Annotated in this window: 19 protein-coding genes and 1 pseudogene; 3 read left to right on the forward strand and 17 right to left on the reverse strand. The window is 70.1% G+C overall.

Annotated features, from left to right (window positions below; translation table 11 throughout):
* Positions 1 to 21: 21 nt before the first annotated feature.
* The 5 genes from ACSMXV_RS11905 to ACSMXV_RS11925 all read right to left on the reverse strand — a co-directional run bounded on the left by ACSMXV_RS11905 (position 22) and on the right by ACSMXV_RS11925 (position 6,930).
* On the reverse strand, positions 22 to 948 hold the full coding sequence (locus ACSMXV_RS11905) for a carbohydrate ABC transporter permease (RefSeq protein ID WP_473177614.1): 927 nt from the start codon (positions 946 to 948) through the stop codon (positions 22 to 24).
* On the reverse strand, positions 945 to 2,315 hold the full coding sequence (locus tag ACSMXV_RS11910) for an ABC transporter permease subunit (RefSeq protein ID WP_473177615.1): 1,371 nt from the start codon (positions 2,313 to 2,315) through the stop codon (positions 945 to 947). Before ACSMXV_RS11910 ends, ACSMXV_RS11905 begins: the two co-directional genes overlap by 4 nt.
* Before the next feature lie 5 nt (positions 2,316 to 2,320).
* Positions 2,321 to 3,652, reverse strand: a complete 1,332-nt coding sequence (locus ACSMXV_RS11915; RefSeq protein WP_473177616.1) for an ABC transporter substrate-binding protein — start codon at positions 3,650 to 3,652, stop codon at positions 2,321 to 2,323.
* A 60-nt stretch (positions 3,653 to 3,712) separates the two neighbouring features.
* Positions 3,713 to 5,380 (reverse strand): glycoside hydrolase family 13 protein, encoded by a 1,668-nt coding sequence (locus ACSMXV_RS11920; protein ID WP_473177617.1) that lies wholly within the window; start codon positions 5,378 to 5,380, stop codon positions 3,713 to 3,715.
* Between the two features lie 278 nt (positions 5,381 to 5,658).
* Complete coding sequence (locus ACSMXV_RS11925) at positions 5,659 to 6,930, reverse strand: ABC transporter substrate-binding protein (protein ID WP_473177618.1); 1,272 nt, start codon at positions 6,928 to 6,930, stop codon at positions 5,659 to 5,661.
* A 127-nt stretch (positions 6,931 to 7,057) separates the two neighbouring features.
* On the opposite strand from ACSMXV_RS11925, the gene ACSMXV_RS11930 reads away from it, so the two are divergent.
* The 3 genes and pseudogenes from ACSMXV_RS11930 to ACSMXV_RS11940 all read left to right on the forward strand — a co-directional run bounded on the left by ACSMXV_RS11930 (position 7,058) and on the right by ACSMXV_RS11940 (position 10,644).
* The gene (locus ACSMXV_RS11930; RefSeq protein ID WP_473177619.1) at positions 7,058 to 7,576 is read left to right on the forward strand and encodes a PadR family transcriptional regulator; all 519 of its coding nucleotides are present in this window, start codon (positions 7,058 to 7,060) and stop codon (positions 7,574 to 7,576) included.
* A gap of 107 nt (positions 7,577 to 7,683) precedes the next feature.
* Positions 7,684 to 8,337, forward strand: a pseudogene (locus ACSMXV_RS11935) (ABC transporter ATP-binding protein); the annotation flags it as partial.
* Between the two features lie 6 nt (positions 8,338 to 8,343).
* Complete coding sequence (locus ACSMXV_RS11940) at positions 8,344 to 10,644, forward strand: ABC transporter permease (RefSeq protein WP_473177620.1); 2,301 nt, start codon at positions 8,344 to 8,346, stop codon at positions 10,642 to 10,644.
* Between the two features lie 165 nt (positions 10,645 to 10,809).
* Here the strand turns inward: ACSMXV_RS11940 and ACSMXV_RS11945 are convergent, their stop codons facing one another.
* The 12 genes from ACSMXV_RS11945 to uvrC form a co-directional block, all read right to left on the reverse strand.
* On the reverse strand, positions 10,810 to 11,055 hold the full coding sequence (locus ACSMXV_RS11945) for a DUF2087 domain-containing protein (protein ID WP_473178900.1): 246 nt from the start codon (positions 11,053 to 11,055) through the stop codon (positions 10,810 to 10,812).
* A gap of 301 nt (positions 11,056 to 11,356) precedes the next feature.
* Positions 11,357 to 13,009 carry a glucose-6-phosphate isomerase gene (gene pgi, locus ACSMXV_RS11950; protein WP_473177621.1) on the reverse strand — a complete coding sequence of 551 codons (1,653 nt, stop codon included), beginning with the start codon at positions 13,007 to 13,009 and terminating at the stop codon, positions 11,357 to 11,359.
* Between the two features lie 75 nt (positions 13,010 to 13,084).
* Complete coding sequence (locus ACSMXV_RS11955) at positions 13,085 to 14,332, reverse strand: MFS transporter (protein ID WP_473177622.1); 1,248 nt, start codon at positions 14,330 to 14,332, stop codon at positions 13,085 to 13,087.
* 192 nt (positions 14,333 to 14,524) lie between these two features.
* A complete protein-coding gene (locus ACSMXV_RS11960; RefSeq protein WP_119105043.1) occupies positions 14,525 to 14,860 on the reverse strand; it encodes an RNA polymerase-binding protein RbpA in 336 nt (111 codons plus the stop codon).
* 226 nt (positions 14,861 to 15,086) lie between these two features.
* Entirely contained in the window at positions 15,087 to 15,317 is a 231-nt protein-coding gene (gene secG, locus ACSMXV_RS11965; protein ID WP_181659247.1) for a preprotein translocase subunit SecG, read from the reverse strand.
* A gap of 110 nt (positions 15,318 to 15,427) precedes the next feature.
* Positions 15,428 to 16,204, reverse strand: a complete 777-nt coding sequence (gene tpiA / locus ACSMXV_RS11970; protein WP_473177623.1) for a triose-phosphate isomerase — start codon at positions 16,202 to 16,204, stop codon at positions 15,428 to 15,430.
* Between the two features lie 6 nt (positions 16,205 to 16,210).
* Positions 16,211 to 17,422, reverse strand: a complete 1,212-nt coding sequence (locus ACSMXV_RS11975) for a phosphoglycerate kinase (RefSeq protein WP_473177624.1) — start codon at positions 17,420 to 17,422, stop codon at positions 16,211 to 16,213.
* Between the two features lie 114 nt (positions 17,423 to 17,536).
* Complete coding sequence (gene gap / locus ACSMXV_RS11980; protein ID WP_473177625.1) at positions 17,537 to 18,541, reverse strand: type I glyceraldehyde-3-phosphate dehydrogenase; 1,005 nt, start codon at positions 18,539 to 18,541, stop codon at positions 17,537 to 17,539.
* A gap of 388 nt (positions 18,542 to 18,929) precedes the next feature.
* Positions 18,930 to 19,919, reverse strand: a complete 990-nt coding sequence (gene whiA, locus ACSMXV_RS11985; protein ID WP_067271475.1) for a DNA-binding protein WhiA — start codon at positions 19,917 to 19,919, stop codon at positions 18,930 to 18,932.
* The gene (locus ACSMXV_RS11990) at positions 19,910 to 20,947 is read right to left on the reverse strand and encodes a gluconeogenesis factor YvcK family protein (RefSeq protein WP_473177626.1); all 1,038 of its coding nucleotides are present in this window, start codon (positions 20,945 to 20,947) and stop codon (positions 19,910 to 19,912) included. The genes whiA and ACSMXV_RS11990 overlap by 10 nt, the downstream gene beginning before the upstream one ends.
* The gene (rapZ, locus tag ACSMXV_RS11995) at positions 20,944 to 22,029 is read right to left on the reverse strand and encodes an RNase adapter RapZ (RefSeq protein WP_473177627.1); all 1,086 of its coding nucleotides are present in this window, start codon (positions 22,027 to 22,029) and stop codon (positions 20,944 to 20,946) included. The genes ACSMXV_RS11990 and rapZ overlap by 4 nt, the downstream gene beginning before the upstream one ends.
* Positions 22,026 to 24,218 (reverse strand): excinuclease ABC subunit UvrC, encoded by a 2,193-nt coding sequence (gene uvrC, locus ACSMXV_RS12000; RefSeq protein ID WP_473177628.1) that lies wholly within the window; start codon positions 24,216 to 24,218, stop codon positions 22,026 to 22,028. The genes rapZ and uvrC overlap by 4 nt, the downstream gene beginning before the upstream one ends.
* Between the last annotated feature and the right edge of the window lie 59 nt (positions 24,219 to 24,277).

The raw sequence follows: 24,277 nt of genomic DNA on the forward strand, positions 1-24,277 counted from the left end.
CGGGGCGCGCGCCGTGCAGGGTCACTTCACCGACCCCGCCATCACCCCCTGTACGAAGTGCCTCTGGAAGGCGAAGAAGACCACCACCGGCACGATCAGCGAGAGAAACGCCCCGGGCGCCAGCACGTCGATGTTGCTGCCGAACTGGCGGATCTGGGACTGAAGTTCCACGGTGAGCGGCTGCGACGAGCTGTCCGCGAACAGCAGGGCCACCAGCATGTCGTTCCACACCCACAGGAACTGGAAGATCGCCAGGCTGGCGATGGCCGGGCGGCCCACCGGGAGGACGAGCCGGATGAAGATCCGCCACTCGGTGCCGCCGTCCATGCGTGCCGCCTCCAGCATTTCGCGCGGCATCTCGGCGAAGTAGTTGCGCAGGAGGAAGATCGCGAACGGCAGCCCGTACGCGACGTGGAAGAGCACGACGCCCGGGACCGTGCCGAACAGCCCCAGCTGGCCGAAGAGTTTGGCCACCGGCAGCAGCCCGATCTGCACGGGCACGACCAGCAGCGCCACCACGAGCAGGAACAGCGGTTCGCGGCCGGGGAAGTCCAGCCAGGCGAAGGCGTATCCGGCGAGCGCCGCGATCACGACGACCAGCGCGGTGGTCGGCACGGAGATCAGCACGGTGTTCCAGAACGCCTGGGTCATGCCCGCGTTTCCGAGCAGCGCCGTGTAGTTGTCGAAGGACAGCTGCGACGGGCTGGTCAGGGCGGTCCACCAGCCGCCGCTCGCGTTCTCCTGCGCGGAACGGAGCGAGGAGAGGAACAGCCCGGCGAGCGGCGTGAGCCAGATCAGGCCGACGACCACGAGGAACGCCTGGACCAGGCTGCTGCCGAGCCAGCGCCCGAGCCGGCCCCCGGACCGTCGGGAGGTGGACCTCCCAGGTGCGGGGACGGCCGCCGGCCCCTTCGCCAAGGTCCGCTCGTCGGGAGTGGTGACGGTCATGACTGACTCCTGCGGAAACGGCGGACGTTGAAGACCATGGCGGGGATCACAAGGAGCAGGAGCAGCACCCCGAGTGCGCTGCCCAGGCCCTGGTTGTTGCCGCCGCCGAAGGACACCAGCCACATCTGCGTGGCCAGCACGGTGGCGTCCTCCTGCACCGGTCCCGGCGCGATGATGTAGACGAGGTCGAAGACCTTCATCACGTTGATCACCAGCGTCACGAAGACCACGGTCAGCACGGGTGCGAGCAGCGGCACGGTAATCCGGCGGAACACCTGCCACTCGTTCGCGCCGTCCATCCGGGCCGCCTCGAGCGTGTCGCGCGGCAGCGCGGCGAGCCCGGCCCCGATGAGGACCATGGCGAAGCCGGTCCAGATCCACAGGTAGGCGCCGATGATGGCGGGGGTGACCAGCGCAGGACCGAGCCACGACACGCCCTCGTACGGCGGGGCGAAGTTCGCCGCGGGCAGCCGCAGGGTGTACGAACCGGCGTCCAGGCCCTGGAGGTGGAACGACCCGTCGGCCGCCGTCGTGGTGCTCGCCACGGTCTTCCCGTCGCGCACCGCCTCGACCCGCATCTTCGGCAGCCCGCTCTCGGCCTTGTCGACCTTGCCCTGCTCCCCTCCCCCACCGGGCGTGAAGTCCAGGTAGACGACGCCGCGCAGCTCGTCCCCGCCCGCCTTCCGCCCTGCCGCCTCGTACGCCTGTTCAGCCCCCGCGGGCAGTTCCTTGGGCGGTACGCCGACCAGTCCGAGGGCGACCGTGTCGCCGGGTGAGGCCGCGGCGGACGTGCGGTACGAGCCGTCCGTACTCTTCGTCAGACCCTGGCCGTCCCGGGCGCGCGCGGTCGGGTACGAGGAGGTTCCCTCGAAGGCGTCGTGCACGCCCACCACGGCCGCGTTCAGTACGCCCTTGTCGGGGTCCTCGTCGTACGCGAGGCGGAAGATGATGCCCGCCGCCAGGAACGAGACCGCCATGGGCATGAAGAGCAGCAGCTTGAACGCGGTGGCCCAGCGGACCTTCTCGACCAGGACGGCGAGGATCAGGCCGAGCCCGGTGAGCAGCACCGGGGCGACGACGACCCAGATCGCCGTGTTGCGTACGGCCTTGAGGGTGGCCGGGTCGCTGAACATCTCGGCGTAGTTCTCGACCCCGACGAACCGGGTGCCCGAGGCGTCGAAGAAGCTCCGGCCGACCGAGAACAGCACGGGGTGGACGACGAGCGCGCCGAGCAGGATCAGCGCGGGCAGGACGAACGCGACGGCGATGATCCGGGCCCGCCGCCGGGCGCGGCGCCGCGGGTCGGCGGCGCCGGGCGGGCGGGTACTCGGCGCCTTGCCTGGCGCGGTGGTGAGGGCGGTGGTCATGGCCGTCAGTCCTGGTACGCCTTGGCGGCAGCGTCCTCGAGCTCGGCCGCCGTCGCCTTCGGGTCGGACGGGTCGCGCAGGAAGTCCTGAAGGAGCTTCCACTCGCCCGTGCCCTTGGTGCCTCCGAAGGCCGCGGGGGCCTGGTCGGACATGTCGAAGCGGACCGAATCCCCGGCGCCGACAAGGGACTTGGCGGTCTCGCGGGTCACGTCGTCGCCGTACGAGGCGAGGTCGAGCTTCTTGTTCGGGGACAGGAAGCCGCCCGCCTCGGCCCAGACGGCGGCGGCCTCCGGGCTCGCCAGATACTCCAGGAACGCCATCGCGGCCTTCTGGTTCTTGCCGTCCTTCAGGGCGACGGCTGCGTCACCGCCGCTGACCACGGGCGCCTCACCGCCGTCGACCGCCGGGAAGGGGAAGAAGTTCGCGTCCTCGCCGATCTTCTTGCCGAACTGGTCCTTGGCGACACCGGCGACGAAGTCGCCCTCGTAGACCATGCCGGCCTCCGGCTCGGGGCCGAAGACCTTCTCGACCGAGCCCGGGAAGTCGGTGTTCAGCGCCTCCTTCTGGCCGCCCGCGATCAGCTCCTTGTCCTTGAAGAGCTCGCCGAGGGTGGTGAGCGCCTTCACCACGGTCGGATCGGTCCACTTGATCTTGTGGGCGGCGAGCTGGTCGTACTTCTCCGGTCCGGCCTGGGAGAGGTAGATGTTCTCGAACCAGTCGGTGAGGGTCCAGCCGTCCTGGCCTGCGACGGAGAAGGCGGCCAGGCCCGAGTCGGAGACGGTGTGCCCGGCTTCCAGCATCTCGTCGTACGTCTTCGGCGGCTTGACGCCGGCCTGGTCGAGGGCGTCGGGGCTGTACCAGACGGTCGACTTGTGCGCGGCCTTGAAGTACAGGCCGTAGAGGGTGCCGTCCACGCTGCCGTAGTCCTTCCATACGCTCGCGTAGTTGGCGTCCACGGCCTGCTGGGTCGTCTTGGAGAGCGGCTTGAGCCAGCCCTGCTCGGCGAACTGCTGGAGCACGCCCACCTGCGGGACCATCACCACGTCGAACGCGTTGCCGCCCTCGATCTTGCTGCCGACGACGGTGGAGACGTTGTCACCGGTGGAGACGAACTGGGTCTTGGCGCCGGTCTTCTCGGTGAAGGCGTCCAGGACCTTCTGGAAGTTCTTCTGCTCGGTGCCGGACCAGACACCGGCCACGGTGACCGTCTGACCGCTCAGCGGCTTGTCGCCGTCGCCCGCAGCGGTGACGGGGCCGCCGCCGCAGGCGGTCGTGCCGAGCGCAAGGGCCACGACCAGGGCCGTGCAGCTCGCGAGTGTCGTACGTCGTCGCATCATCGTTGATGTCCCTTCGAGCGGTGATCTGGATTGACGGTCGATCAGGGTTGTGAGGACGGCTCAGGGGTTGGTGCAGTCGCTGATCCACCAGGCCGCCGTGGAGCCGGGGAGCACCCCGGCCGGGCAGGGTCCGCTCGACAGCAGGGGCGTACCGGCGACCGGCGCGGGAACCGGTGCGGTGCCGAAGTTGACGGCGCAGACGAGTCCGTCGCCGCGGACGAAGGCGAGCACGTCGGGTGGGGTCTCGAGCCAGCGCAGGGTGCCCTCACCGAGCTGCGGCAGACCGGCGCGCAAGTGCAGGCCGTCGCGGTACAGGTGCCAGAACGACCGGGTGTCGGCCAGCGCCCGCTCGGTGGCGTGCTCGGCGAACCAGTCGGGCTGCGGCAGCCACGGCTTGGCGCCCTCGGCACCGGAGGTGAAACCGAACGGCGAGGCGTGGCCGGACCACGGGAGCGGCACCCGGCAGCCGTCGCGTATCCGCGCCCGGCTTCCGGTGCGGCGGAAGATCGGGTCGGTCAGCACCTCGTCGGGCAGGTCGACGACCTCGGGCAGGCCGAGCTCCTCGCCCTGGTAGATGTACGCGGCGCCGGGCAGCGCCAGCATCAGGAGCGCGGCGGCCCGGGCGCGGGCGGTGCCGAGGCCGCTGCCCTCGGTGCCGGACTCGCCGTAGCGGGTGACCGTACGCACCTGGTCGTGGTTGTTGAGGACCCAGGTGATGGTGGAGCCGGTGCCGGCGATGTCCTGCATGGCCTCTGAGATGACCTTGCGGAACGCGTCGGCGTCCCAGGGCGCGGAGAGCAGGTCGAAGAAGAAGGCCTGGTGGAGCTCGTCGGGCCGTACGTACCGGGCGTGTTCGCGTGCGGTCGGCACGGAGACCTCGCCGACCAGCAGCCGTTCGCGGCCGTCGCGCGCGGCGTACTCCTCGCATACCGAACGCCAGTGCCGCCACACGTCGTGCACCTCGGGCTGGTTCCAGGCCAGCGGGTTGACGGAGTCGCGGGTACGCGCGTCGGCCTCGGGGTCCGGCGAGTCGGGCAGGTCAGGGTGCTTGAAGAGCCCGGCGGCGACGTCGATGCGGAAGCCGTCGACGCCGCGGTCCAGCCAGAACCGCAGCACCCGGTCGAAGTACGCGCCGACCTGGGGGTTGCGCCAGTTCAGGTCGGGCTGCTCGGGCGTGAACATGTGCAGGTACCACTGGCCGGGCGTGCCGTCCGGCTCGGTGACCCGTGACCACGCGGGGCCGCCGAACATCGCGTGCCAGTTGTTGGGCGGCTCGTCGCCGCCCGGGCCGCGTCCGTCGGCGAAGTGGAAACGGGCGCGCGACTCGCTGCCGGGTGCCGCGGCCAGCGCCTCACGGAACCAGGGGTGCTCGCTGGAGCAGTGGTTGGGGACGATGTCGAGCAGCACCCTGATGCCGAGCCGCCGGGCGTCCGTCATCAGCAGGTCGAACTCGGCGAGGTCCCCGAAGAGCGGGTCCACGTCGCAGTAGTCGGCGACGTCGTAGCCGTGGTCGTGCTGCGGCGACGGGTAGAAGGGGCTCAGCCAGATGCCGTCCACGCCCAGCTTCTTCAGGTACGGCAGTCCCGCCCGGACCCCGGCGAGATCGCCGATGCCGTCCCCGGTGCTGTCCAGAAAGCTGCGGACGTACACCTGGTAGATCACTGCGTCGCGCCACCAGTGGTGCGTGTGAGGGCGCGCGAGGCCGTCGCCGGCCGGGGCTTTGAGCATCACCCGTTGACCTGTCTCTGAAATGTCATGCCTGGAGGGGTGGTCGCGGCCGAGAGGCCCTGTGCGGGCGGCCGCCGTTATGCATGCATGTTAGGTAGACATGACGAGGAGATGTCAACGAGTAGGCAGGAAGCAGTGGGTAATTGGGGAAGTAATGCCCCGATATTTCCGGTCTCGATGGGCATCTTGAGTCCACGCGGATACCTAACACGTAACTAGTGAATCGCCGACTGGAGACACCGGGCGGGAAGAGCAAGCGGCAAGCGGTGCGGAAGGACTCAGCCGCGCCGTGCGATGGCCGCCAACTCCCGCGCGAGCCGCCGCACCGCCGCCTCCGGCGTCTGCTGCTGGGTCATCGCGTCGTGCACGACGGCCTGCACGGCCAGACTCACCTGGTCGTAACGCGGGCTCTTGGGCCGGGGCGCCGCCGCGAGCACGCCGGCCCGCAGCGTGGGCAGATACGGGAACTCCCGGATGAGCTCCGGGTCCTGGTACAGATCGGCCCGCACCGGCGGCAGCGCACCCTCGGTGAGGACCTGCCGCTGCACCCGCTCACTCGTCAGATACGCGATGAGGGCGGCCGCCGAATCCGGATGGCGCGCATGCGTGCTGACCGCGAGATTGGAGCCGCCGAGCACGCTCGCGCCAGGACCGTCGGGCCCCGGCAGCGGGACGGCGCCGACCTTCCCGGCGACCTCGGACTCCTTGCCGGACGCGCTCACGTACGCATAGGGCCAGTTGCGCAGAAAGAGCAGACGTCCGTCCTGGAAGGCCTCCCGGGACTCCTCCTCCTTGAACGTCAGTGCCTTCTGCGGTATCCACCCGTCGCGCACTCCGCGGGCGAGGAAACCGATGCCCTCCCGCGCGGCGGCCGAGTTCACGGTGACGCGCTCGCCCTCGTCGCCGAGGATCGTGCCGCCCGCCGAGTAGACCGCTTCGGCGGCGTTGACGGTCAGGCCCTCGTACGGCAGGAACTGGCCCGCGTAGCCGTCGAGTCCGTGCTTCGGGGCGATGGTCCTGGCCTGGCGCTCCAGCTCGGCCCAGGTGCGCGGCGGTTCGACGCCCTCCTTGTCCAGCACGTCCTTGCGATAGAGCAGCATCCCGGCATTGGTGACATACGGGACGGCGTACAGCCTTCCCTCGTACGTCGCCGTGTCCACCACCGGCGGCAGGAAGCTCTTCAGCGGGAAGCGGTCCCGCTGCAGAGGGGAGATCCAGCCGGCCGCCGCGAACTCCGAGGTCCAGGCGACATCGATGTTGAGCACGTCGAAGCGGCCGGCGCCGGAGCGCAGATCGGTGGTCATCTGGGCATGGGTCTCGTCGGCGGAGTCGGGGAGCTCGACGAGCGTGACCCGCTCGTCGGGATGTGCCCGGTTCCAGCCGTCGAGCAGCGGAGCGAGATAGCCGGTGAGGTCGCCGGCGGTCGCCAGCGTGAGGGGCCCGCGCCCGCTGCCGCGCGCACCGTCAGCCTGGGTGCCGGACGTGACGTATCCGGACAGGACCACCGCGGCGACCAGGAGACCCCTACCGGCGGCACGTATCCACCGCATAGGTTCCTCCCTGTACAACGGCACCGGGCATCGTCGTCCGGCGGACAGCCGACATGTATACCTGTTAGGCATCGGCGATACTAGGGCCTGCGGCACATCACGAGGACGGGGAGGAGGAGAGCACGAAGTGCGCCTGCCCCTTCTGGCTCTCCTGGCGCGCGGCCCGGCCCACGGTTACGAGCTCAAGCAGGACCTTGAGCAACTGCTGGGTGCCGCGTACCCTCAGCCGAACGTCGGCCAGATCTATGTGACGCTCGGCCGGCTGGAGAAGTCGGGGCTGATCGAGGGCGAGGAAGTCGAGCAGTCGAGCCGGCCCAACAAGAAGATCTACCACCTCACCGACGCCGGGCGGGAAGCGCTGCACGCCTGGTACGAGGAGACGGCGGACGAGCCGCGGGTCCGGGACGAGTTCTTCATGAAGCTCGCCCTCGCCCCGCAGACCGGCATCGCCGACCGGATCAGCCTGATCAACAAGCAGCGGCGCCAGTACCTGAACACCATGCGCAGTCTGTCGAAGCTCGCTGCGGCCGAGAACCGGGACAACCGCATCGCCCAGCTGCTGATCGAGGGCGCCATGCTGCATCTGCAGGCCGACCTGGACTGGCTGGAGCGCTGCCAGGAGGAGCTGGAGGAGGAGCCGGAATGAGCACCCCCGTCGACCCTTCTGCGCCCGCTCCCCTGCTGCGGGCCGAGGGCCTGGTCAAGACGCACCACGGCGAAGGCGCCCCGGCCCACGCCGTACGAGGTGTGGATCTCGCCGTGCGGCCGGGCGAGTTCGTGGCCGTCACCGGCCCGTCGGGCGCGGGGAAGTCGACGCTGTTGCATCTGCTCGGCGGACTCCAGCGGCCGGACAGCGGCAGCGTGTGGCTGGACGGGGAGCGCACGGACTCCTGGAGCGAGGCGCGCTGGGCGGTCGAGCGCAGGCGGCGCATCGGCATCGTCTTCCAGTTCTTCAACCTGGTCTCCAATCTGTCGGTCGCCGACAACGTCGAGCTGCCCGCCCTGCTCGCCGGGGTGTCGCCGAAGCAGGCGCGCGCCGAACGCGAGGGGCTGCTGGCCGAGCTGAGCCTGGACGGCAAGGCGCGCAGCATGCCGGGCGAGCTGTCCGGCGGAGAGCAGCAGCGCGTGGCCCTGGCCCGGGCGCTGGTCAACCACCCCGGACTGCTCCTCGCCGACGAGCCCGCGGGCAGCCTGGACAGCAAGGGCACGCGCGAGGTGATGCGGCTGCTATCCCGCTTCCACCAGCGCGGCCAGACGATTCTGCTGGTCACCCATGACGCACGCCTCGCGAGCGCCGCGGACCGTGTGATCAGCTTCTTCGACGGGCGGATAGCCGACGACGCCGAGCTGGACGGCGCGCCGACGCCCCGCGCGGGCACGTCCGGTGTGCTCGAGCTGAAGGGCTGAGGCGACGTGCGGGCCACCCTGCGCTGGGCAGGCGCCGATCTGCGGGCGCACCGTGGTGAGGCGCTGTTCATCGTCCTCGCCACCGCCGGGATCGTCGCGTCGCTGCTGCTGGCCACGGCACTCTTCGGATACGCCACCAACCCCTGGCAGCGCGTCTTCACACAGTCCAGGGGCGCCCATGTGTGGATCCACACCGCCCCGTCCGTCGATGTCGGCCGTCTCGCGTCGATGGACGGCGTCACGTCCGTGTCAGGCCCGTACCGCACCGCCACCACCACCGTCGAGTCGCACGGCACCAGGGCCTCAGTCGAACTCCGCGGAGCCGACGGCGATCAGCCGACGACCGCGCGCCCGCTCCTCACCTCCGGCCGGTGGCTGGATGCCCGTACGCCCGACGGCGTCGTCCTGGAGGGCAGCCTCGCCCGGGCGCTGTGGGCGGAACCCGGCGACACCCTGACCCTGCCCGGCAGCTCCCGGACGGTGACCGTACTGGGAGTCGCCGACAGCGCCGAGCCCCGCTACCGCCCGGGTGAGCGGCCCGGAGTCGTCTGGGCGCTGCCTGCCGCCGTGCCCCGCGCGGACACCGCCCGCACGGGGCAGGTCATCGGGCTGCGCCTCGCCGACCCCGACGACACGGACTACGCGGTCCAGCGCGCCGTCACCACACTGGGGGCGGGCGCGGTCACCCAGGTCTCCCACTGGCAGCAGGCACGCGCCGAGGCACAGGGCGACAACCGGCTGCTCGGCCAGGTGCTCGGCCTCTTCGGGCTCGGCGCCCTGCTCGCCGCGGCACTCGCCGTGTACGGCGCGATCGGCACCCGGATCCGCGGCCATCTGCGGAACATCTCCGTCCTGAAGGCCATCGGCTTCACGCCCGGTCAGGTGGTGCGCATCTTCCTGCTCCAGCACGTGGGCTTCGCGTTCATCGGCGCCGTGGCGGCCGCGGGGCTGATTCAGGCGACCGGGAGCCACCTGCTGCCCGGGCGTCTGGGTGACGCGGTCGGCGTATGGCAGGGACTGCCCGGGCACACGACCCCCCTGTTCTCCGTGCCCGTGGCGGCGGTGCTGTTCATCGGCGCCGCCACGTGTCTCGCGGCGTGGCGGGCCGGGCGGGTGCCGCCCGTGCCGGTACTGCGGGCCGCGGCGCCCCTGGGCGGACCGCTGTCGGGCGTGGCCCGCGCGGCGCTCGGGCGGCGGCTGCCACCCGCGCTGGTGCTGGGCTGGCACAAGGCGTTCTCGTGGCGGCCACGCTCGCTGGCCACCACCGCCCGGCTCGCTCTGCCGCTGCTGCTCATCGTCGTCGCGCTGAGCGCCTGGACCACGATCGACCGCTTTCACAGCAGGCCTGAGCAGGTCGGTCTCGCGGCGGCGCTCACTGCACGCGCCGACGAGGGCTTCGGCGATCAGCGGGCGCGGGCCCTGCTGGCGGACGACCCGCGGATCGCCGCCGTCCATCCGGGCGTCGAGGTGGCGGCGCTGGTGCCGGGCCAGACCGGCACGATCGCGCTGCGCGGGATCGGCACCCGGGAGGATCCGTATCCCTTCTCGCTGGCGGAGGGGCGCCCGGCGCGCGGGGCCGACGAGGCGGTGGCCGGACAGGGGCTGCTGGATCTGCTGAACGTACGCGTCGGCGACTGGGTGCGGATGACGGTGGGCGGCCGGCCGCAGATCCTGCACATCGTCGGACGCAGCATCGAACCCGAGAACGGCGGCCGGGTCATCTCCACCTTGCTGGACACGCTCCGCGAGAACGACCCCGAGCTGCAACCGACGCTCTACCAGCTCCGGTTGCGGCCCGGTGCGGACGCCGAGCAGGTCGGTGCCGAGCTGACGGCCGCCTCGCAGGGGCGGCTGGACGTCCATGCGGTGACGAACCCGGCCGACGGGCTCTCACCCCTGCGCGGGGTGGTGGCAGGGCTGATCGCCGTGCTGGCCCTGATCGGGCTCATCGAACTGCTGACCGCGATCGGCGGAACCGTCCGCGAGAGCGAGCGGGACCTGCTGGCGCTCAAGGCGATCGGGCTGTCACCGCGCCAGATCGCCCTCGTCTCCGTGACGGCCACCGGCTGCACCGCCCTGGCCGCCGTGTTCGCCGGTACGGCGCTCGGAGTGCCCCTCGCGCAGTGGCTGATCGACGCCCAGGGCAGCTCCAGCGGGATCGGCGCCGGAATCGCCCGGGCGCCGTCCCCGCTTGTGCTGCTGCTGTTCGGCTTGGGCGCTGTGGTAGGTGCCGCCGCGCTCGCGGCACTGCCGGCGGCACGCGCGGCCCGGCGTAGGCTGGCGGACACGCTGAGCGCGGTGGCTTGAACCGGGGCGGCCTGCACCGGACCAGGCCTGCACCTCCTCGTCAGAACGGCGCCCGCCGTCGTGGCCGTGCCCACCCTCCCCCATTGCCTTAAGGGCATGGGAGGTATCCCCATCGCCTGGGGCACCCCCAGCGGTAGCTGGGGGAGGAACGCCTGCCCACAGCGGTTACGCCGCCACCCGGCGGTACCTGCTGCCGTCACGTTCCCTGACAAGGAGCCCGTTCTCCACGCAATAGCGCCGCAGCGCCGACGTGTCGTCGTGCACAGTGCGGAACGCCTCGTTGACCTCGGGCTCGCTGTAGCTGCGCTCGCTCTCGAACAGTGTCCCGGTCAGATGGGCGAGCAGTTCACGCCGTACGGCGGGACGCACCGGAATCGTTGTCAGCCGCCCGCCGGCGAAGAACCCCGCCAGGCGGCGCGGGACACCGGACTGCGGCTCCTGGGGCCGCGTACGCCGGAACACCGCGGGATCGGCCCGCAGCGAGCCGTCCGGCAGCCGCTCGACGAGCCCCGTAGCGAGCAGCCGCCCGAGGTGCTTGCGCGCGGCGTCGGAGTCCTCGCCGCGCGGAGGCAGGTCGTCGAGGACGATCCGGGCGTACAGCTTCAGTCGTTCCGGATCGGCGAGTGCGGCAAGCAACTGGTCCATGGAGGTCCTCCCGGCAGGTGACAGAGCCGGAGCAGTGTCACCCGCCGGACGGCACTCCCGCATCCGATTAACGGCCGCGGACCTCGCGGTACTTCGCGACCAGCGCCTTGGTCGACTCGTCGAGCCCCGGCACGTCGGCCCCCTCGGTGAGGGCCGGCTCCACGCGCTTGGCGAGAACCTTGCCGAGCTCGACACCCCACTGGTCGAACGAGTCGATGTTCCACACGGCGCCCTGCACGAACACCTTGTGCTCGTAGAGTGCGACGAGCTGTCCGAGCACGGAGGGCGTGAGCTCGCGCGCAAGGATCGTGGTCGTCGGGTGGTTGCCCTTGAACGTCTTGTGCGGCACGAGCTCCTCCGGCACGCCCTCGGCCCGCACCTCCTCCGGCGTCTTGCCGAAGGCCAATGCCTGGGTCTGCGCGAAGAAGTTGGCCATCAGCAGGTCGTGCTGGGCGACCAGTCCCGGCTGCAGGTCGGCGACGGGGTTGGCGAAGCCGATGAAGTCGGCCGGGATCAGCTTCGTGCCCTGGTGGATCAACTGGAAGTACGCGTGCTGCCCGTTGGTGCCCGGCGTACCCCAGACGACCGGCCCGGTCTCCCACTCCACCGGCGTACCGTCGCGCGTCACCGACTTGCCGTTGGACTCCATGTCCAGCTGCTGCAGATACGCGGTGAACTTGGACAGGTAGTGCGAGTAGGGCAGCACCGCATGCGACTGCGCGCCGTGGAAGTTGCCGTACCAGATGCCCAGCAGACCCAGCAGCAGCGGCACGTTGGACTCGGCCGGTGCCGTGCGGAAGTGCTCGTCGACCAGGTGGAAGCCGTCGAGCATCTCCCGGAAGCGGTCCGGGCCGATGGCGATCATCAGCGACAGGCCGATCGCCGAGTCGTACGAGTAGCGGCCGCCGACCCAGTCCCAGAACTCGAACATGTTGGCCGTGTCGATGCCGAAGTCGGCCACCTTCTCGGCGTTCGTGGACAGTGCCACGAAGTGCTTGGCGACGGCCTCCTGACCGGCCCCCAGCTCGTTCAGCAGCCAGGTGCGCGCCGAGGTCGCGTTGGTGATGGTCTCGATGGTGGTGAAGGTCTTCGAGGCGATGATGAACAGTGTCTCGGCGGCGTCCAGGTCCTGCACGGCCTCGTGCAGGTCGGCGCCGTCGACGTTCGAGACGAAGCGCACGGTCAGATCGCGGTCGGTGAAGGCCCGCAGCGCCTCGTACGCCATGGCCGGTCCGAGGTCGGAGCCGCCGATGCCGACGTTGACGACGTTCCTGATGCGCTTGCCGGTGTGGCCGGTCCACTCGCCCGAGCGGACCCGCTCGGCGAAGGCGCTCATCTTGTCGAGGACGGCGTGGACAGCGGGCACGACGTTCTTCCCGTCGACCTCGATGACCGTGTCGCGCGGGGCGCGCAGCGCGGTGTGCAGCACCGCGCGGTCCTCGGTGGTGTTGATCTTCTCGCCCCGGAACATGGCGTCCCGCAGCTCGAACACGCCGGTCGCGGCGGCCAGGTCGCGCAGCAGGGCCAGGGTCTCGTCGGTGACCAGGTGCTTGGAGTAGTCGACGTAGAGATCGCCGACCTGCAGCGTGTAGCCCGCGCCGCGCCCCGGCTCCGCGGCGAACAGCTCGCGCAGCTGCACCTCCCCCGACTGCTCCCGGTGCTTGGCCAGAGCGGTCCACTCGGGCATCTGGTTGAGCCTGGTACGGCGTTCTGCGTTCATCTGGGACTTCAGCCTTCTCTTGTACCTGCGTACGTCCTGCGTACCTTGCCCCGCTGCACTTCCCAACCTAATTGATCAGGTATCGCCATGAGCGGTCTGTCCGCCGTTGGCGGGTTGAAGGGCAGGCAACAGGGCGGTGACGGACAGGACGAACAGCGCTGCCGCAAGCAGCGCGGGCGTGTTCAGTCCCCAGGCCGTGGCCACGGCACCGCCCAGCAGGGCACCCAGCGGCGCCCCTGCGACCGCCAGGGTGCGGAAGGCCGAACTGATGCGTCCCAGCATCTCCGCGGGCGCCCGCTGTTGCATCAGCGTCGTCGTGTTCACGTTCCAGACCATGCCCATGAGACCGAAGACCGCCAGACTCACGACCACCGCGGCAAGGCTGCGCACCGTGCCCATCACCACCAGGGCGCTGATCTGCGCCGAGCCGGCGATGACCACACTGCGTATTCGGCCTACCCGAGCGACGAGCCTCCGCTGCACCCATCCCCCGGCCAGGCTGCCGACCGCGTACGCCGTCATAGCAGCTGCGTATCCGCCGTTGCCCGCGTCGAGCCAGCCCATCACGAGGAGCACCATCGTGGCGATCAGGGCACCCATCCCGATGTTGCAGAGTGCTGTCGCGAGGCACAGTCCTCGCAGAGGACGGTCACGCCACAGCGCCCGGAGCCCGGCGGTGATGTCCCCGCGCAGGGTGCTGCCCGCGGGTCTGGGGTCACGCTGAGGCACGGAGGTCCGCAGCGAGGCCACGAGTGCCGCCGCCACCAGGTAGGTCACGGCGTCCGCCGCGAACGGGACGGCCATCCCTCCGACGATCAACAGGGGCACAGCGGGTGACGCCAGCAGACCGCCCGCGATCTGCTGGCCGGTGAGCAGACGCGCGTTCGCGCTGCCCAGTGCCTTCTCGTCCACCAGGTTGGGCAGCAGGGCCGTGGCGGCGTTGTCGAAGAGTGTCTGGAGGGTGGTGAGCGCGAAGGCGAGCGCGATGAGCAGGCCTATGGTCGCCTGCCCCAGCGCCACGGCCGCCGCGAAGGCCGCCACCAGCAGGCCACGCACCACGTCCACGCTCCACATGGCGCGCCGCTGGTCGACCCGGTCTGCCAGGGCCCCGCCGAGCAGCCCGAAGATGATCCACGGCAGATAGCCGCAGGCCGTCACGGAGGCGATCAGCATCGGCTCGTCCGTCAGCGAGGCGGCGAGCAGCGGTAAGGCCGCCGTCCGCAGCGCGTCGCCGAATCTCGACAGCACGGCAGCCGTCCACAGGCGCCCGAATCCCCCGCGCCACGTCGGCGCAGACGCACCCACGGCTTCGGTCGTCGTCACAACGTCCCCTCCCGGTCCTCCCCCAGAGCCTCAAGGGCCTGGGGGTACCCCCAGATTCAGAACCGTAGAGGCCGCCACTGACAATCGGCCGCGAGCGCGGGCTTGAACGCATCCGAAGCACGGCCCGGATCCGAAGGCGGAAGACGACTCCGGCCGGACACCGCACATGGGTGCCCGGCCGGACGACAACTCCTAGATCTCACCCCGCAGTTTGGCGAGCGCCTCGGCGAGGATCGCCTCGCCGTCCGCGTCGCTGCGCCGCTCCCGTACATACGCGAGATGCGTCTTGTACGGCTCGGTGCGCGGCGGGTCCGGCGGGTTGTCCCGGTCCTGTCCTGCCGGGAAGCCACAGCGGGGACAGTCCCATGTCTCGGGAACCTGCGCGTCGCTTGCGAAGCTCGGCTGCGTCTCGTGCCCGTTCGAGCACCAGAAGGAGACGCGCAGCCGCGGCGCGGACTCGCCGCGCTCGGCCTCGCCCATCGGCCCCGCCCCGACCCGGCTTCCTCGGATCGCGTTGCCACTTGCCACGGTCGTAACTCCCTGCGTGATGGTGCCGCGAAGCACATGGCCTGTCGCTTCGCTGCGGGCGCCTCAGTCTACGTAAGGCCCAACGCGCGTCCAGTGACTGGAGTTACACCCCCACCCCAAGACGCAAGCCCCATGATAAGCCGCGCCTAAAGAACGCGTACCAAGCATGGGGCTTTAACGTCGCTATGTGTAGTTGTTGACGTGCCGTCGTACCGTCCTGGCGTCGTCAGCTGCTGACCTTCATCAGCAGGCCGAGTACGACAATGCACGCGAACCACAGCAGACCGACCACCACGGTGATGCGGTCGAGGTTGCGCTCGGCGACCGAGGAGCCGCCGACGGACGACTGCATGCCGCCACCGAACATGTCGGAGAGGCCGCCGCCCTTCCCCTTGTGCATCAGCACCAGCAGCATCAGCAACAGGCTGAAGACGATCAGGGCGATCGAGAACCCCATAACCACGGCTGGACCAACTTCCTCGGACTCTGATGGACGACGGGGGCCGAAGCTCACTTCCAGAGCCTCCGGCCCCCGCAAGGGTACGACGGATCGCCGCTACCGCATACTCACTGGTCGCGGAAGCGGACGATCTTGACGAACTCGTCCGCGTCCAGCGCGGCGCCGCCCACCAGGGCGCCGTCGACATCGGGCTGCGCCATGATCGCCGCGACGTTCCCGGCCTTCACGGAGCCGCCGTACTGGATGCGGACCTTGTCGGCCAGCTCCTGCGAGTACAGCTCGGCGAGCCGGCCGCGGATCGCCCCGCAGACCTCCTGGGCGTCCTCGGGCGTGGCGACCTCGCCGGTGCCGATCGCCCAGACCGGCTCGTACGCGATCACGATGGACTCGGCCTGCTCGGCCGGGACGTCCTTGAGGGCGCCGTCGACCTGCGCGAGCGTGTAGGAGACCTGGTCGCCCGCCTTGCGGATCTCCAGGCCCTCGCCGACGCAGAGGATCGGGGTGAGGCCGTGCTTGTAGGCGGCCTTGACCTTGGCGTTGACAAGTTCGTCGCTCTCGGCGTGGTACTGCCGGCGCTCGGAGTGGCCGATCGCCACGTACGTGCACTTCAGCTTGGCCAGCATCGAGCCGGAGATCTCGCCGGTGTAGGCGCCGGCGTCGTGCGCCGAGACGTCCTGGGCGCCGTACTTGATCTTCAGCTTGTCGCCGTCGACCAGGGTCTGCACGGAGCGCAGGTCGGTGAAGGGCGGCAGGACGGCGACCTCGCAGGCCTCATAGTCCTTGTCGGCCAGGGCGAAGGCGAGCTTCTGGACGTGCGCGATGGCCTCGAGGTGGTTGAGGTTCATCTTCCAGTTGCCCGCCATCAGCGGGGTGCGGGAGCTCACGGGTGTTCAGTCCTCCAGTGCGGCGAGACCGGGGAGCGTCGTGCCCTCGAGGTATTCGAGGGAGGCGCCGCCGCCGGTCGAGATGTGGCCGAATGCGTTCTCGTCGAATCCCAGGATGCGGACGGCCGCGGCGGAGTCTCCGCCGCCGACGACCGTGAAGGCCTTGGAGTCGAGGAGGGCCTGGGCGACCGCCTTGGTGCCCTCGGCGTAGTCGGGGTGCTCGAAGACGCCCATCGGGCCGTTCCAGAAGACGGTGGCGGCGTCGGCGAGCTTCGAGGCGTAGAGGTTGCAGGTCTCCGGGCCGATGTCGAGGCCCATCCCGTCGGCGGGGATGGCGTCGGCTGCGACCGCGGTGGGGTTGGCCGGGGCCTTGGTCTTCAGGTCCGGGAACTCGGGCGCGACCAGGGCGTCGACGGGCAGGACCAGCTCGACGCCGGTCTTCTCCGCGCGCTCGATGTACTCGGCGACGGCCGGGAGCTGGTCCTCCTGGACGAGAGACTTGCCGATCTCGTAGCCCTTGGCCTTGAGGAACGTGAACACCATGCCGCCGCCGATCAGCAGACGGTCGGCCTTGCCGAGCAGCTGGTCGATGACGGCGAGCTTGTCGGAGACCTTGGCGCCGCCGAGCACGACGACGTACGGGCGCTGGACGTCCTCGGTGAGCTTCTTCAGGACGCCGACCTCGGTGGCGATGAGGTAGCCCGCGTAGTGCGGCAGGCGCGCCGGCAGGTCGTAGACCGAGGCGTGCTTGCGGTGCACGGCGCCGAAGCCGTCGCCCACGTACACATCGGCCAGGGCGGCGAGCCGGTCGGCGAATTCGCCGCGCTCGGCGTCGTCCTTACTGGTCTCGCCGACGTTGAAGCGCAGGTTCTCGATGACCGCGACCTGGCCGGGCTCGAGGCCGTTCACCGCGTCGTGCGCGGCGGGGCCGACGGTGTCCTCGGCGAAGGCGACAGGCTTGCCCAGCAGTTCACCGAGCCGCTCGGCGGCGGGCAGCAGTGAGAACGCCGGGTCAGGGGCGCCCTTGGGGCGGCCCAGGTGCGAGGCGACGACGACCTTGGCGCCCGCGTCGGCGAGCGCCTTCACGGTCGGCAGGACGGCGCGGATACGGCCGTCGTCGGTGATCCGGCCGTCGGCCAGCGGGACGTTGAGGTCGGCGCGGACGAAGACCCGCTTGCCGTCGACGCCTTCGGCGAGAAGTTCGTCGATCGTCTTCATGGAGTGACTCCTAAGGGAAAGCTCTGGACTCGTACAACAGGGCCCGGGTAGCGCGGCATTGCGCTGCCCGAGCCCTGCTGCTCACATCGGAGTGCCTGCCGTATCAGATACGGATCAGAGCTGGCCGCCGACGAAGACCGTGAGGTCGACGAGGCGGTTGGAGTAGCCCCACTCGTTGTCGTACCAGCCGACGATCTTGACCGACTTGCCCTGGACCATCGTCAGGGAGGAGTCGAAGGTGCAGGAGGCCGGCCAGTTGACGATGTCCGAGGAGACGATCTGGTCCTCGGTGTACTCGAGGATGCCCTTGAGCTGGCCCTCGGCGGCCTTCTGGAAGGCGGTGTTGATCTCGTCCTTGGTGACCTCGCGGTCGAGCTCGATGACGAGGTCGGTGACCGAGCCGGTCGGGACCGGGACGCGCATCGCGATGCCGTCCAGCTTGCCCTTGAGCTGCGGGAGGACCAGCGCGGTGGCCTTCGCGGCACCGGTGGTGGTCGGGATGATGTTCTCGGCGGCGGCACGGGCGCGGCGCAGGTCCTTGTGCGGGAAGTCCAGGATGCGCTGGTCGTTCGTGTACGCGTGCACCGTCGTCATCAGGCCCTTGACGATGCCGAAGTTCTCGTCGAGGACCTTGGCCATCGGCGCCACGCAGTTGGTGGTGCAGGACGCGTTGGAGATGACGTGGTGGTTCGCCGGGTCGTACTTGTCCTGGTTGACGCCCATCACGATGGTGATGTCCTCGTTCTTGGCCGGGGCCGAGATGAGGACCTTCTTGGCGCCGCCGGCGAGGTGCTTGGCGGCGTCGTCGCGGCTGGTGAAGATGCCGGTCGACTCGATGACGATGTCGACGCCCAGCTCGCCCCACGGGATGTCGGCGGGGTTGCGCTCGGACAGCACCTTGATGGTGTGGCCGTCGACCGTGATGGTGTCCTCGGTGTGCGACACGTCGGCCTTGAGGCGGCCGAGGATGGTGTCGTACTTCAGCAGGTGAGCGGTGGTCGCGGTGTCACCCAGGTCGTTGACAGCCACGATCTCGATGTCTGCACCCTGCTCCAGCAGCGCGCGGAAGTAGTTACGACCGATGCGGCCAAAGCCGTTGATGCCTACGCGGATCGTCACGAACCGATCTCCTCGTTAGGTACGCCGGTTTCGACGCCGGCGAGTTTTATAGGGATGTCCCCGACCGCCTACGACCCTACCTCTCCAAAGCCCCCGAAGTGACATCGAGAGGGCCCCGACGCGACACGTGCGATGCGTACCAGCCAGTAGGGCTATGAGCCGCTGCTACAAGGGCTGACGGCCGAGAGTCAGCCCGCTCCGATGAGCGGAATCTGCCCCTCGGCGACCGCGCCTCGGAGCACCTTGACGACACCCGCCGCCGGGGTCCGATGTGCACCCGCGGCCACCGACACAGCGCGTCAACGGCGCCCACGATGACGGACGAAGAAGGATGCCCGCGCCCCAAGTGGGCGCGGGCACCGGTGCATTGGAGGTGCGAAGCCGACGGTCAGCCCGCGAGGTTGTCCGCCATCTCCTCCGAGAGGTTGGACTCCGTCCCCGGGATGCCCAGGTCCTGCGCCCGCTTGTCGGCCATGGCCAGCAGGCGGCGGATACGGCCCGCGACGGCGTCCTTGGTGAGCGGCGGGTCGGCGAGCGCGCCCAGCTCCTCCAGGGAAGCCTGCTTGTGCTCCATGCGCAGCCGGCCGGCGGCCGCGAGGTGCTCGGGCACCTCCTCGCCGAGGATCTCCAGGGCGCGCTGGACGCGGGCCCCGGCGGCCACGGCGGCGCGGGCCGAGCGGCGCAGGTTGGCGTCGTCGAAGTTGGCGAGGCGGTTGGCGGTGGCGCGGACCTCGCGGCGCATCCGCCGCTCCTCCCAGGCCAGCACCGATTCATGGGCGCCGAGCCGGGTGAGCAGCGCGCCGATCGCGTCGCCGTCGCGGACGACGACCCGGTCCACGCCCCGTACCTCGCGGGCCTTGGCGGCGATCGACAGCCGGCGGGCCGCGCCGACCAGCGCGAGCGCCGCCTCGGGGCCCGGGCAGGTCACCTCGAGGGAGGAGGAACGACCGGGCTCGGTGAGCGATCCATGGGCGAGGAACGCCCCGCGCCAGGCGGCCTCCGCATCACAGGTGGCCCCCGAGACCACCTGCGGGGGCAGTCCGCGGATGGGGCGGCCGCGGCCGTCCACAAGACCCGTCTGGCGGGCCAGCTGGTCGCCGCCCGCGACCACGCGTACGACATAGCGGGAGCCGCGCCGCAGCCCACCGGGAGCCATCACGATCAGTTCGGAACTGTGTCCGAAGATCTCCAGGATGTCCCGCTTCAGCCGGCGCGCCGCCATCGCCGTGTCCAGCTCCGCCTCGATCACGATGCGGCCGCTCACCAGGTGCAGCCCGCCCGCGAACCGCAGGATCGCCGAGACCTCTGCCTTCCTGCAGCAGGTCCGGGTGACGGGTAGCCGGGAGATCTCGTCCTTCACCGCTGCCGTCATCGCCATGGGCCGATCCTTCCATGCATCCGAAAAATACGGTCGTACGCGGCAGCCAGGAGCTCCGGGTCGTGCCGAGGGCTGCCGTCGGTCCGGGCGACCGGCGCCAGCTCGACCGCGGCGCCGAACCTTTGGGCGGCCTCGGTCAGCGACTCGCAGTCGGGCACGGCGGCCTCGTCGGCCAACACCACGTCCAGGGCGAGTTTAGGGGCGTGTCGCCCCAAAACCTCCAAATGACGCTGCGGGGAGAAGCCGGAGGTTTCGCCGGGCTGCGGAGCCAGATTGAGCGAGAGGACCCGGCGGGCCTTGGTCCGCATGAGGGCGTCCAGCAGGTCGGGCACGAGCAGATGCGGGATCACGGAGGAGAACCAGGAACCAGGGCCGAGCACCACCCAGTCCGCGTCGAGGACCGCCTCAACGGCCTCGGGGACGGCCGGCGGATCGTTCGGGACGAGGTGCACGGACTGCACCTCACCTGGGGTGAGCGCGACGGTGGCCTGACCGCGAACCGTGTCGACCTCGTCGGGCTGCTCCGGATCATGGCCTCGTACGAGCGCCTGGAGCTCCAGTGGCACCGCGGACATCGGCAGGACGCGGCCGTGCGCGCCCAGCAGCTTGCCGACCAGGTCGAGGGCCTGGACATGGTCGCCGAGCTGCTCCCACAGGGCCACGATCAGCAGATTGCCGACCGCGTGTTCGTGCAGGTCCCCCTTGGACTGGAAGCGGTGCTGGATGACACGGGCCCAGGTCTGGCCCCACTCGTCGTCGCCGCACAGCGCCGCGAGAGCCTTGCGCAGATCGCCGGGCGGGAGCACGCCGAGCTCGTGGCGCAGCCGTCCGCTGGAACCGCCGTCGTCGGCGACCGTGACGACGGCGGTGAGGTCGCCGGTGATACGGCGCAGCGCGGCGAGCGAGGCGGAAAGGCCCATGCCGCCGCCGAGCGCGACGACCTTGGGCTGGGCACCCCGGCGGCGTACCTTCCCGCCGGCACCTGTGATCCGGCGCAGCCTGCGGAGCCGGAGATTGGGTTCGCTCATTCGCGGCCCATGTCCCGGTGGACGACGACGGTCTCCACTCCCTCGGATGCGAGTCGCTTGGCGAGCTTCTCCGACATGGCGACGGAGCGGTGCTTACCGCCGGTACAGCCGACCGCGATGGTCACATAGCGCTTGCCCTCGCGGCGGTAGCCGGCGGCGATGAGCTGGAGCAGTTCGGTGTACTGGTTGAGGAACTCCTTGGCACCGGGCTGGTTGAAGACGTAGCCGGAGACCTCCTCGTTGAGGCCGGTGTACGGGCGCAGCTCCGGGATCCAGTGCGGGTTCGGCAGGAAGCGGCAGTCGACGACGAGGTCGGCGTCGACCGGCAGGCCGTACTTGTAGCCGAAGGACATCACCGTGGCCCGCAGCTCCGGCTCCTCGTCGCCGGCGAACTGGGCGTCCATCTTGGCGCGCAGTTCGTGGACGTTGAGGCTGGAGGTGTCGATCACCAGGTCGGCGTCGCCGCGCAGCTCGCGCAGCAGATCGCGCTCGGCTGCGATGCCGTCGACGATCCGGCCGTCGCCCTGCAGCGGATGGGGCCGGCGTACGGACTCGAAGCGGCGGACCAGGGCATCGTCGGACGACTCCAGAAAAACGATCCGTCGGGTAACGTTCCTGGCCTCCAGGTCGGCGAGCGACTCACGGAGGTTGTCGAAGAAGCGCCGGCCCCGGACGTCGACGACGACCGCGATCCGGGCCACATTGCCCTGGGAGCGAGCGCCGAGCTCCACCATGGTGGGGATCAGCGCGGGCGGCAGGTTGTCGACGACGAACCAGCCGAGGTCCTCGAGGCACTTGGCCGCCGTGGACCGGCCTGCCCCGGACATTCCCGAGATGATCACCAACTCGGGGATCGCGGAGTCGGGAACCCCGTTCGCGTCGATGGTCGTGCCCGTACTCACCTGTGCTCCATGTTCGGCTTGTGCGTCCTGTGCTTCCTGTGCGTCCTGTGCTTCCTGTGCTTCCTGTGGGCTGGACGCGCTGGGTGTGCTCGGTGCGCTCGGTGCGCGCTGTTCGCTCTGCGCACGCTGATCGCTCTCTTGGCCGTGTGCGCCCTGTTCGTGTGCGCCGTGCTCGCTCATGTCTCCTGCCCCCGTCTTTCGTCCGAGGCCCCCGCGGCCTCGGCTTCTTGCCCGGAACCCGCGGGTGCGGGCTCCTCGTCCTCAATGATCTCTCCTGTGGCCGTGTTCACGGCGGGTGCCGCAGGCGCCGTACGGGCCAAGGCCCCGAGGATCGTCTCGGCCGTCTTGCGGCCCACGCCCGGGACCTCGCAAATCTGCTCGACGGTCGCAGCACGCAGCTTCTTCACCGAACCGAAATGCCTGATCAGGGCCTGTTTCCGGGCGTCGCCCAGGCCCGGCACCTCGTCCAGGGGGCCTGCCTTGAAGCGCTTGGCCCGCTTGGTGCGCTGATACGTGATCGCAAAACGGTGCGCCTCGTCGCGTACGCGCTGCAGAAGGTACAGGCCCTCACTGGTGCGCGGCAGGACCAGCGGGTCGCTCTCGTCGGGCACCCACACCTCTTCGAGGCGCTTGGCCAGGCCGCACACCGCGATGTCGTCGATGCCGAGCTCGTCGAGGGCCTTCTTGGCCGCGGCGACCTGCGGCTGGCCGCCGTCGACGACGACGAGCTGCGGAGGGTAGGCGAAGCGCTTGGGGCGGCCGGTGTCGTCGACCAGGCGTGCCCGGGCACCGTCGGCCTCGGGTGCGGCGCCGTCGACCGCTCCGGGGGACGCCTCGACCGGTCCCTGCCCCAGTCCCTCGCCCGGTCCCTCGACAGATCCTTCGTAGGCATCTGCGAACAGTTCCGCGGAGGAGCCGTCCCCGGCCCACTCCCCCGTCTTCTCCTGCTCGGCCAGGTACCGCTTGAAGCGACGCATGATCACCTCGTGCATGGACCTGACGTCGTCCTGGCCGGCGCCGTGCCAGATTTGCGTGTCTCCGACACGACCCTTGATCTGGAACCGCCTGTACTCGCTCTTCCGCGCCAGGCCGTCCTCGAAGACGACCATGGACGCGACGACGTCGTCGCCCTGCAGGTGCGAGATGTCGTAGCACTCGATCCGCAGCGGGGCGCTGTCCAGGTCGAGCGCCTCTGCGATCTCCTCCAGGGCGCGCGAGCGCGTGGTGAGGTCGGAGGCGCGCTTGGTCTTGTGCAGGGCGAGAGCCTGTAGTGCGTTGCGCTGCACGGTCTCCATGAGGGCCTTCTTGTCGCCGCGCTGCGGGATGCGCAGCGAGACGTTCGACCCGCGGCGGCCGGTCAGCCACTCCTGCACCGGTTCGGCGGGGTCGGGCAGCGCCGGGACCAGCACCTCCTTGGGTACGGAGTCGCCGGTCTCCTCGCCGTACAGCTGCTGGAGCGCGTGCTCCACGAGATCACCGGTGGTGACGGCCTCCACCTTGTCGGTGACCCAGCCGCGCTGGCCGCGCACCCGGCCACCGCGGACGTGGAAGATCTGGACGGCGGCCTCGAGCTCGTCCTCGGCGACCGCCATGAGGTCGGCGTCGGTCGCGTCGGCCAGCACGACCGCGTTCTTCTCCATCGCCTTCTTCAGGGCGCCTATGTCATCGCGCAGGCGGGCCGCCTTCTCGTACTCCATCTCCTCGGCGGCGTCCATCATCTGCTTCTCCAGACGACGGATGTACGTGCCCGTGCGCCCGGCCATGAAGTCGCAGAACTCCTCGGCGAGTTCGCGGTGTTCCTCGGCGGAGACGCGGCCGACGCAGGGGGCCGAGCACTTGTCGATGTACCCGAGGAGGCACGGGCGGCCGGTCCTGGCCGCGTTCTTGAAGACGCCGGCGGAGCATGTGCGCACCGGGAAGACGCGCAGCAGGAGGTCCACGGTGTCGCGGATCGCCCATGCGTGCGCGTACGGCCCGAAGTAGCGGACGCCCTTCTTCTTGTGGCCGCGCATGACCTGGACCCGCGGGAACTCCTCGTTCATGGTCACCGCGAGATACGGATAGCTCTTGTCGTCCCGGTACTTGACGTTGAACCGGGGGTCGAACTCCTTGATCCAGGAGTACTCCAGCTGCAGCGCCTCGACCTCGGTCGACACCACCGTCCACTCCACGGACGCGGCCGTGGTGACCATGGTGCGGGTGCGCGGGTGCAGGCCCGCGAGGTCCTGGAAGTAGTTCGCCAGGCGCTGGCGCAGGCTTTTCGCCTTGCCGACGTAGATCACGCGACGGTGCTCGTCGCGGAACCTGTAGACCCCCGGCGAGTCGGGGATCTGTCCCGGCTTGGGGCGGTAACTGGAGGGGTCTGCCATGCCTCACACCCTACTGGCGGGGACCGACAACAGGGCCGCCCGAGGACCTCTCGCCAGCC

Source organism: Streptomyces sp. DSM 42067, from assembly GCF_055792885.1.

Excerpts from the sequence above, each read along its gene's own strand:
- ACSMXV_RS11975 (WP_473177624.1), bottom strand. The coding sequence starts at position 17,422 with ATGAAGACGATCGACGAACTTCTCGCCGAAGGCGTCGACGGCAAGCGG.
- ACSMXV_RS11925 (WP_473177618.1), bottom strand. The coding sequence starts at position 6,930 with ATGCGGTGGATACGTGCCGCCGGTAGGGGTCTCCTGGTCGCCGCGGTG.
- whiA (WP_067271475.1), bottom strand. The coding sequence starts at position 19,919 with ATGGCGATGACGGCAGCGGTGAAGGACGAGATCTCCCGGCTACCCGTC.
- pgi (WP_473177621.1), bottom strand. The coding sequence starts at position 13,009 with ATGAACGCAGAACGCCGTACCAGGCTCAACCAGATGCCCGAGTGGACC.
- uvrC (WP_473177628.1), bottom strand. The coding sequence starts at position 24,218 with ATGGCAGACCCCTCCAGTTACCGCCCCAAGCCGGGACAGATCCCCGAC.
- ACSMXV_RS11990 (WP_473177626.1), bottom strand. The coding sequence starts at position 20,947 with ATGAGCGAACCCAATCTCCGGCTCCGCAGGCTGCGCCGGATCACAGGT.
- rapZ (WP_473177627.1), bottom strand. The coding sequence starts at position 22,029 with ATGAGCGAGCACGGCGCACACGAACAGGGCGCACACGGCCAAGAGAGC.
- ACSMXV_RS11920 (WP_473177617.1), bottom strand. The coding sequence starts at position 5,380 with ATGCTCAAAGCCCCGGCCGGCGACGGCCTCGCGCGCCCTCACACGCAC.
- ACSMXV_RS11910 (WP_473177615.1), bottom strand. The coding sequence starts at position 2,315 with ATGACCACCGCCCTCACCACCGCGCCAGGCAAGGCGCCGAGTACCCGC.
- ACSMXV_RS11905 (WP_473177614.1), bottom strand. The coding sequence starts at position 948 with ATGACCGTCACCACTCCCGACGAGCGGACCTTGGCGAAGGGGCCGGCG.
- ACSMXV_RS11915 (WP_473177616.1), bottom strand. The coding sequence starts at position 3,652 with ATGATGCGACGACGTACGACACTCGCGAGCTGCACGGCCCTGGTCGTG.
- secG (WP_181659247.1), bottom strand. The coding sequence starts at position 15,317 with ATGGGGTTCTCGATCGCCCTGATCGTCTTCAGCCTGTTGCTGATGCTG.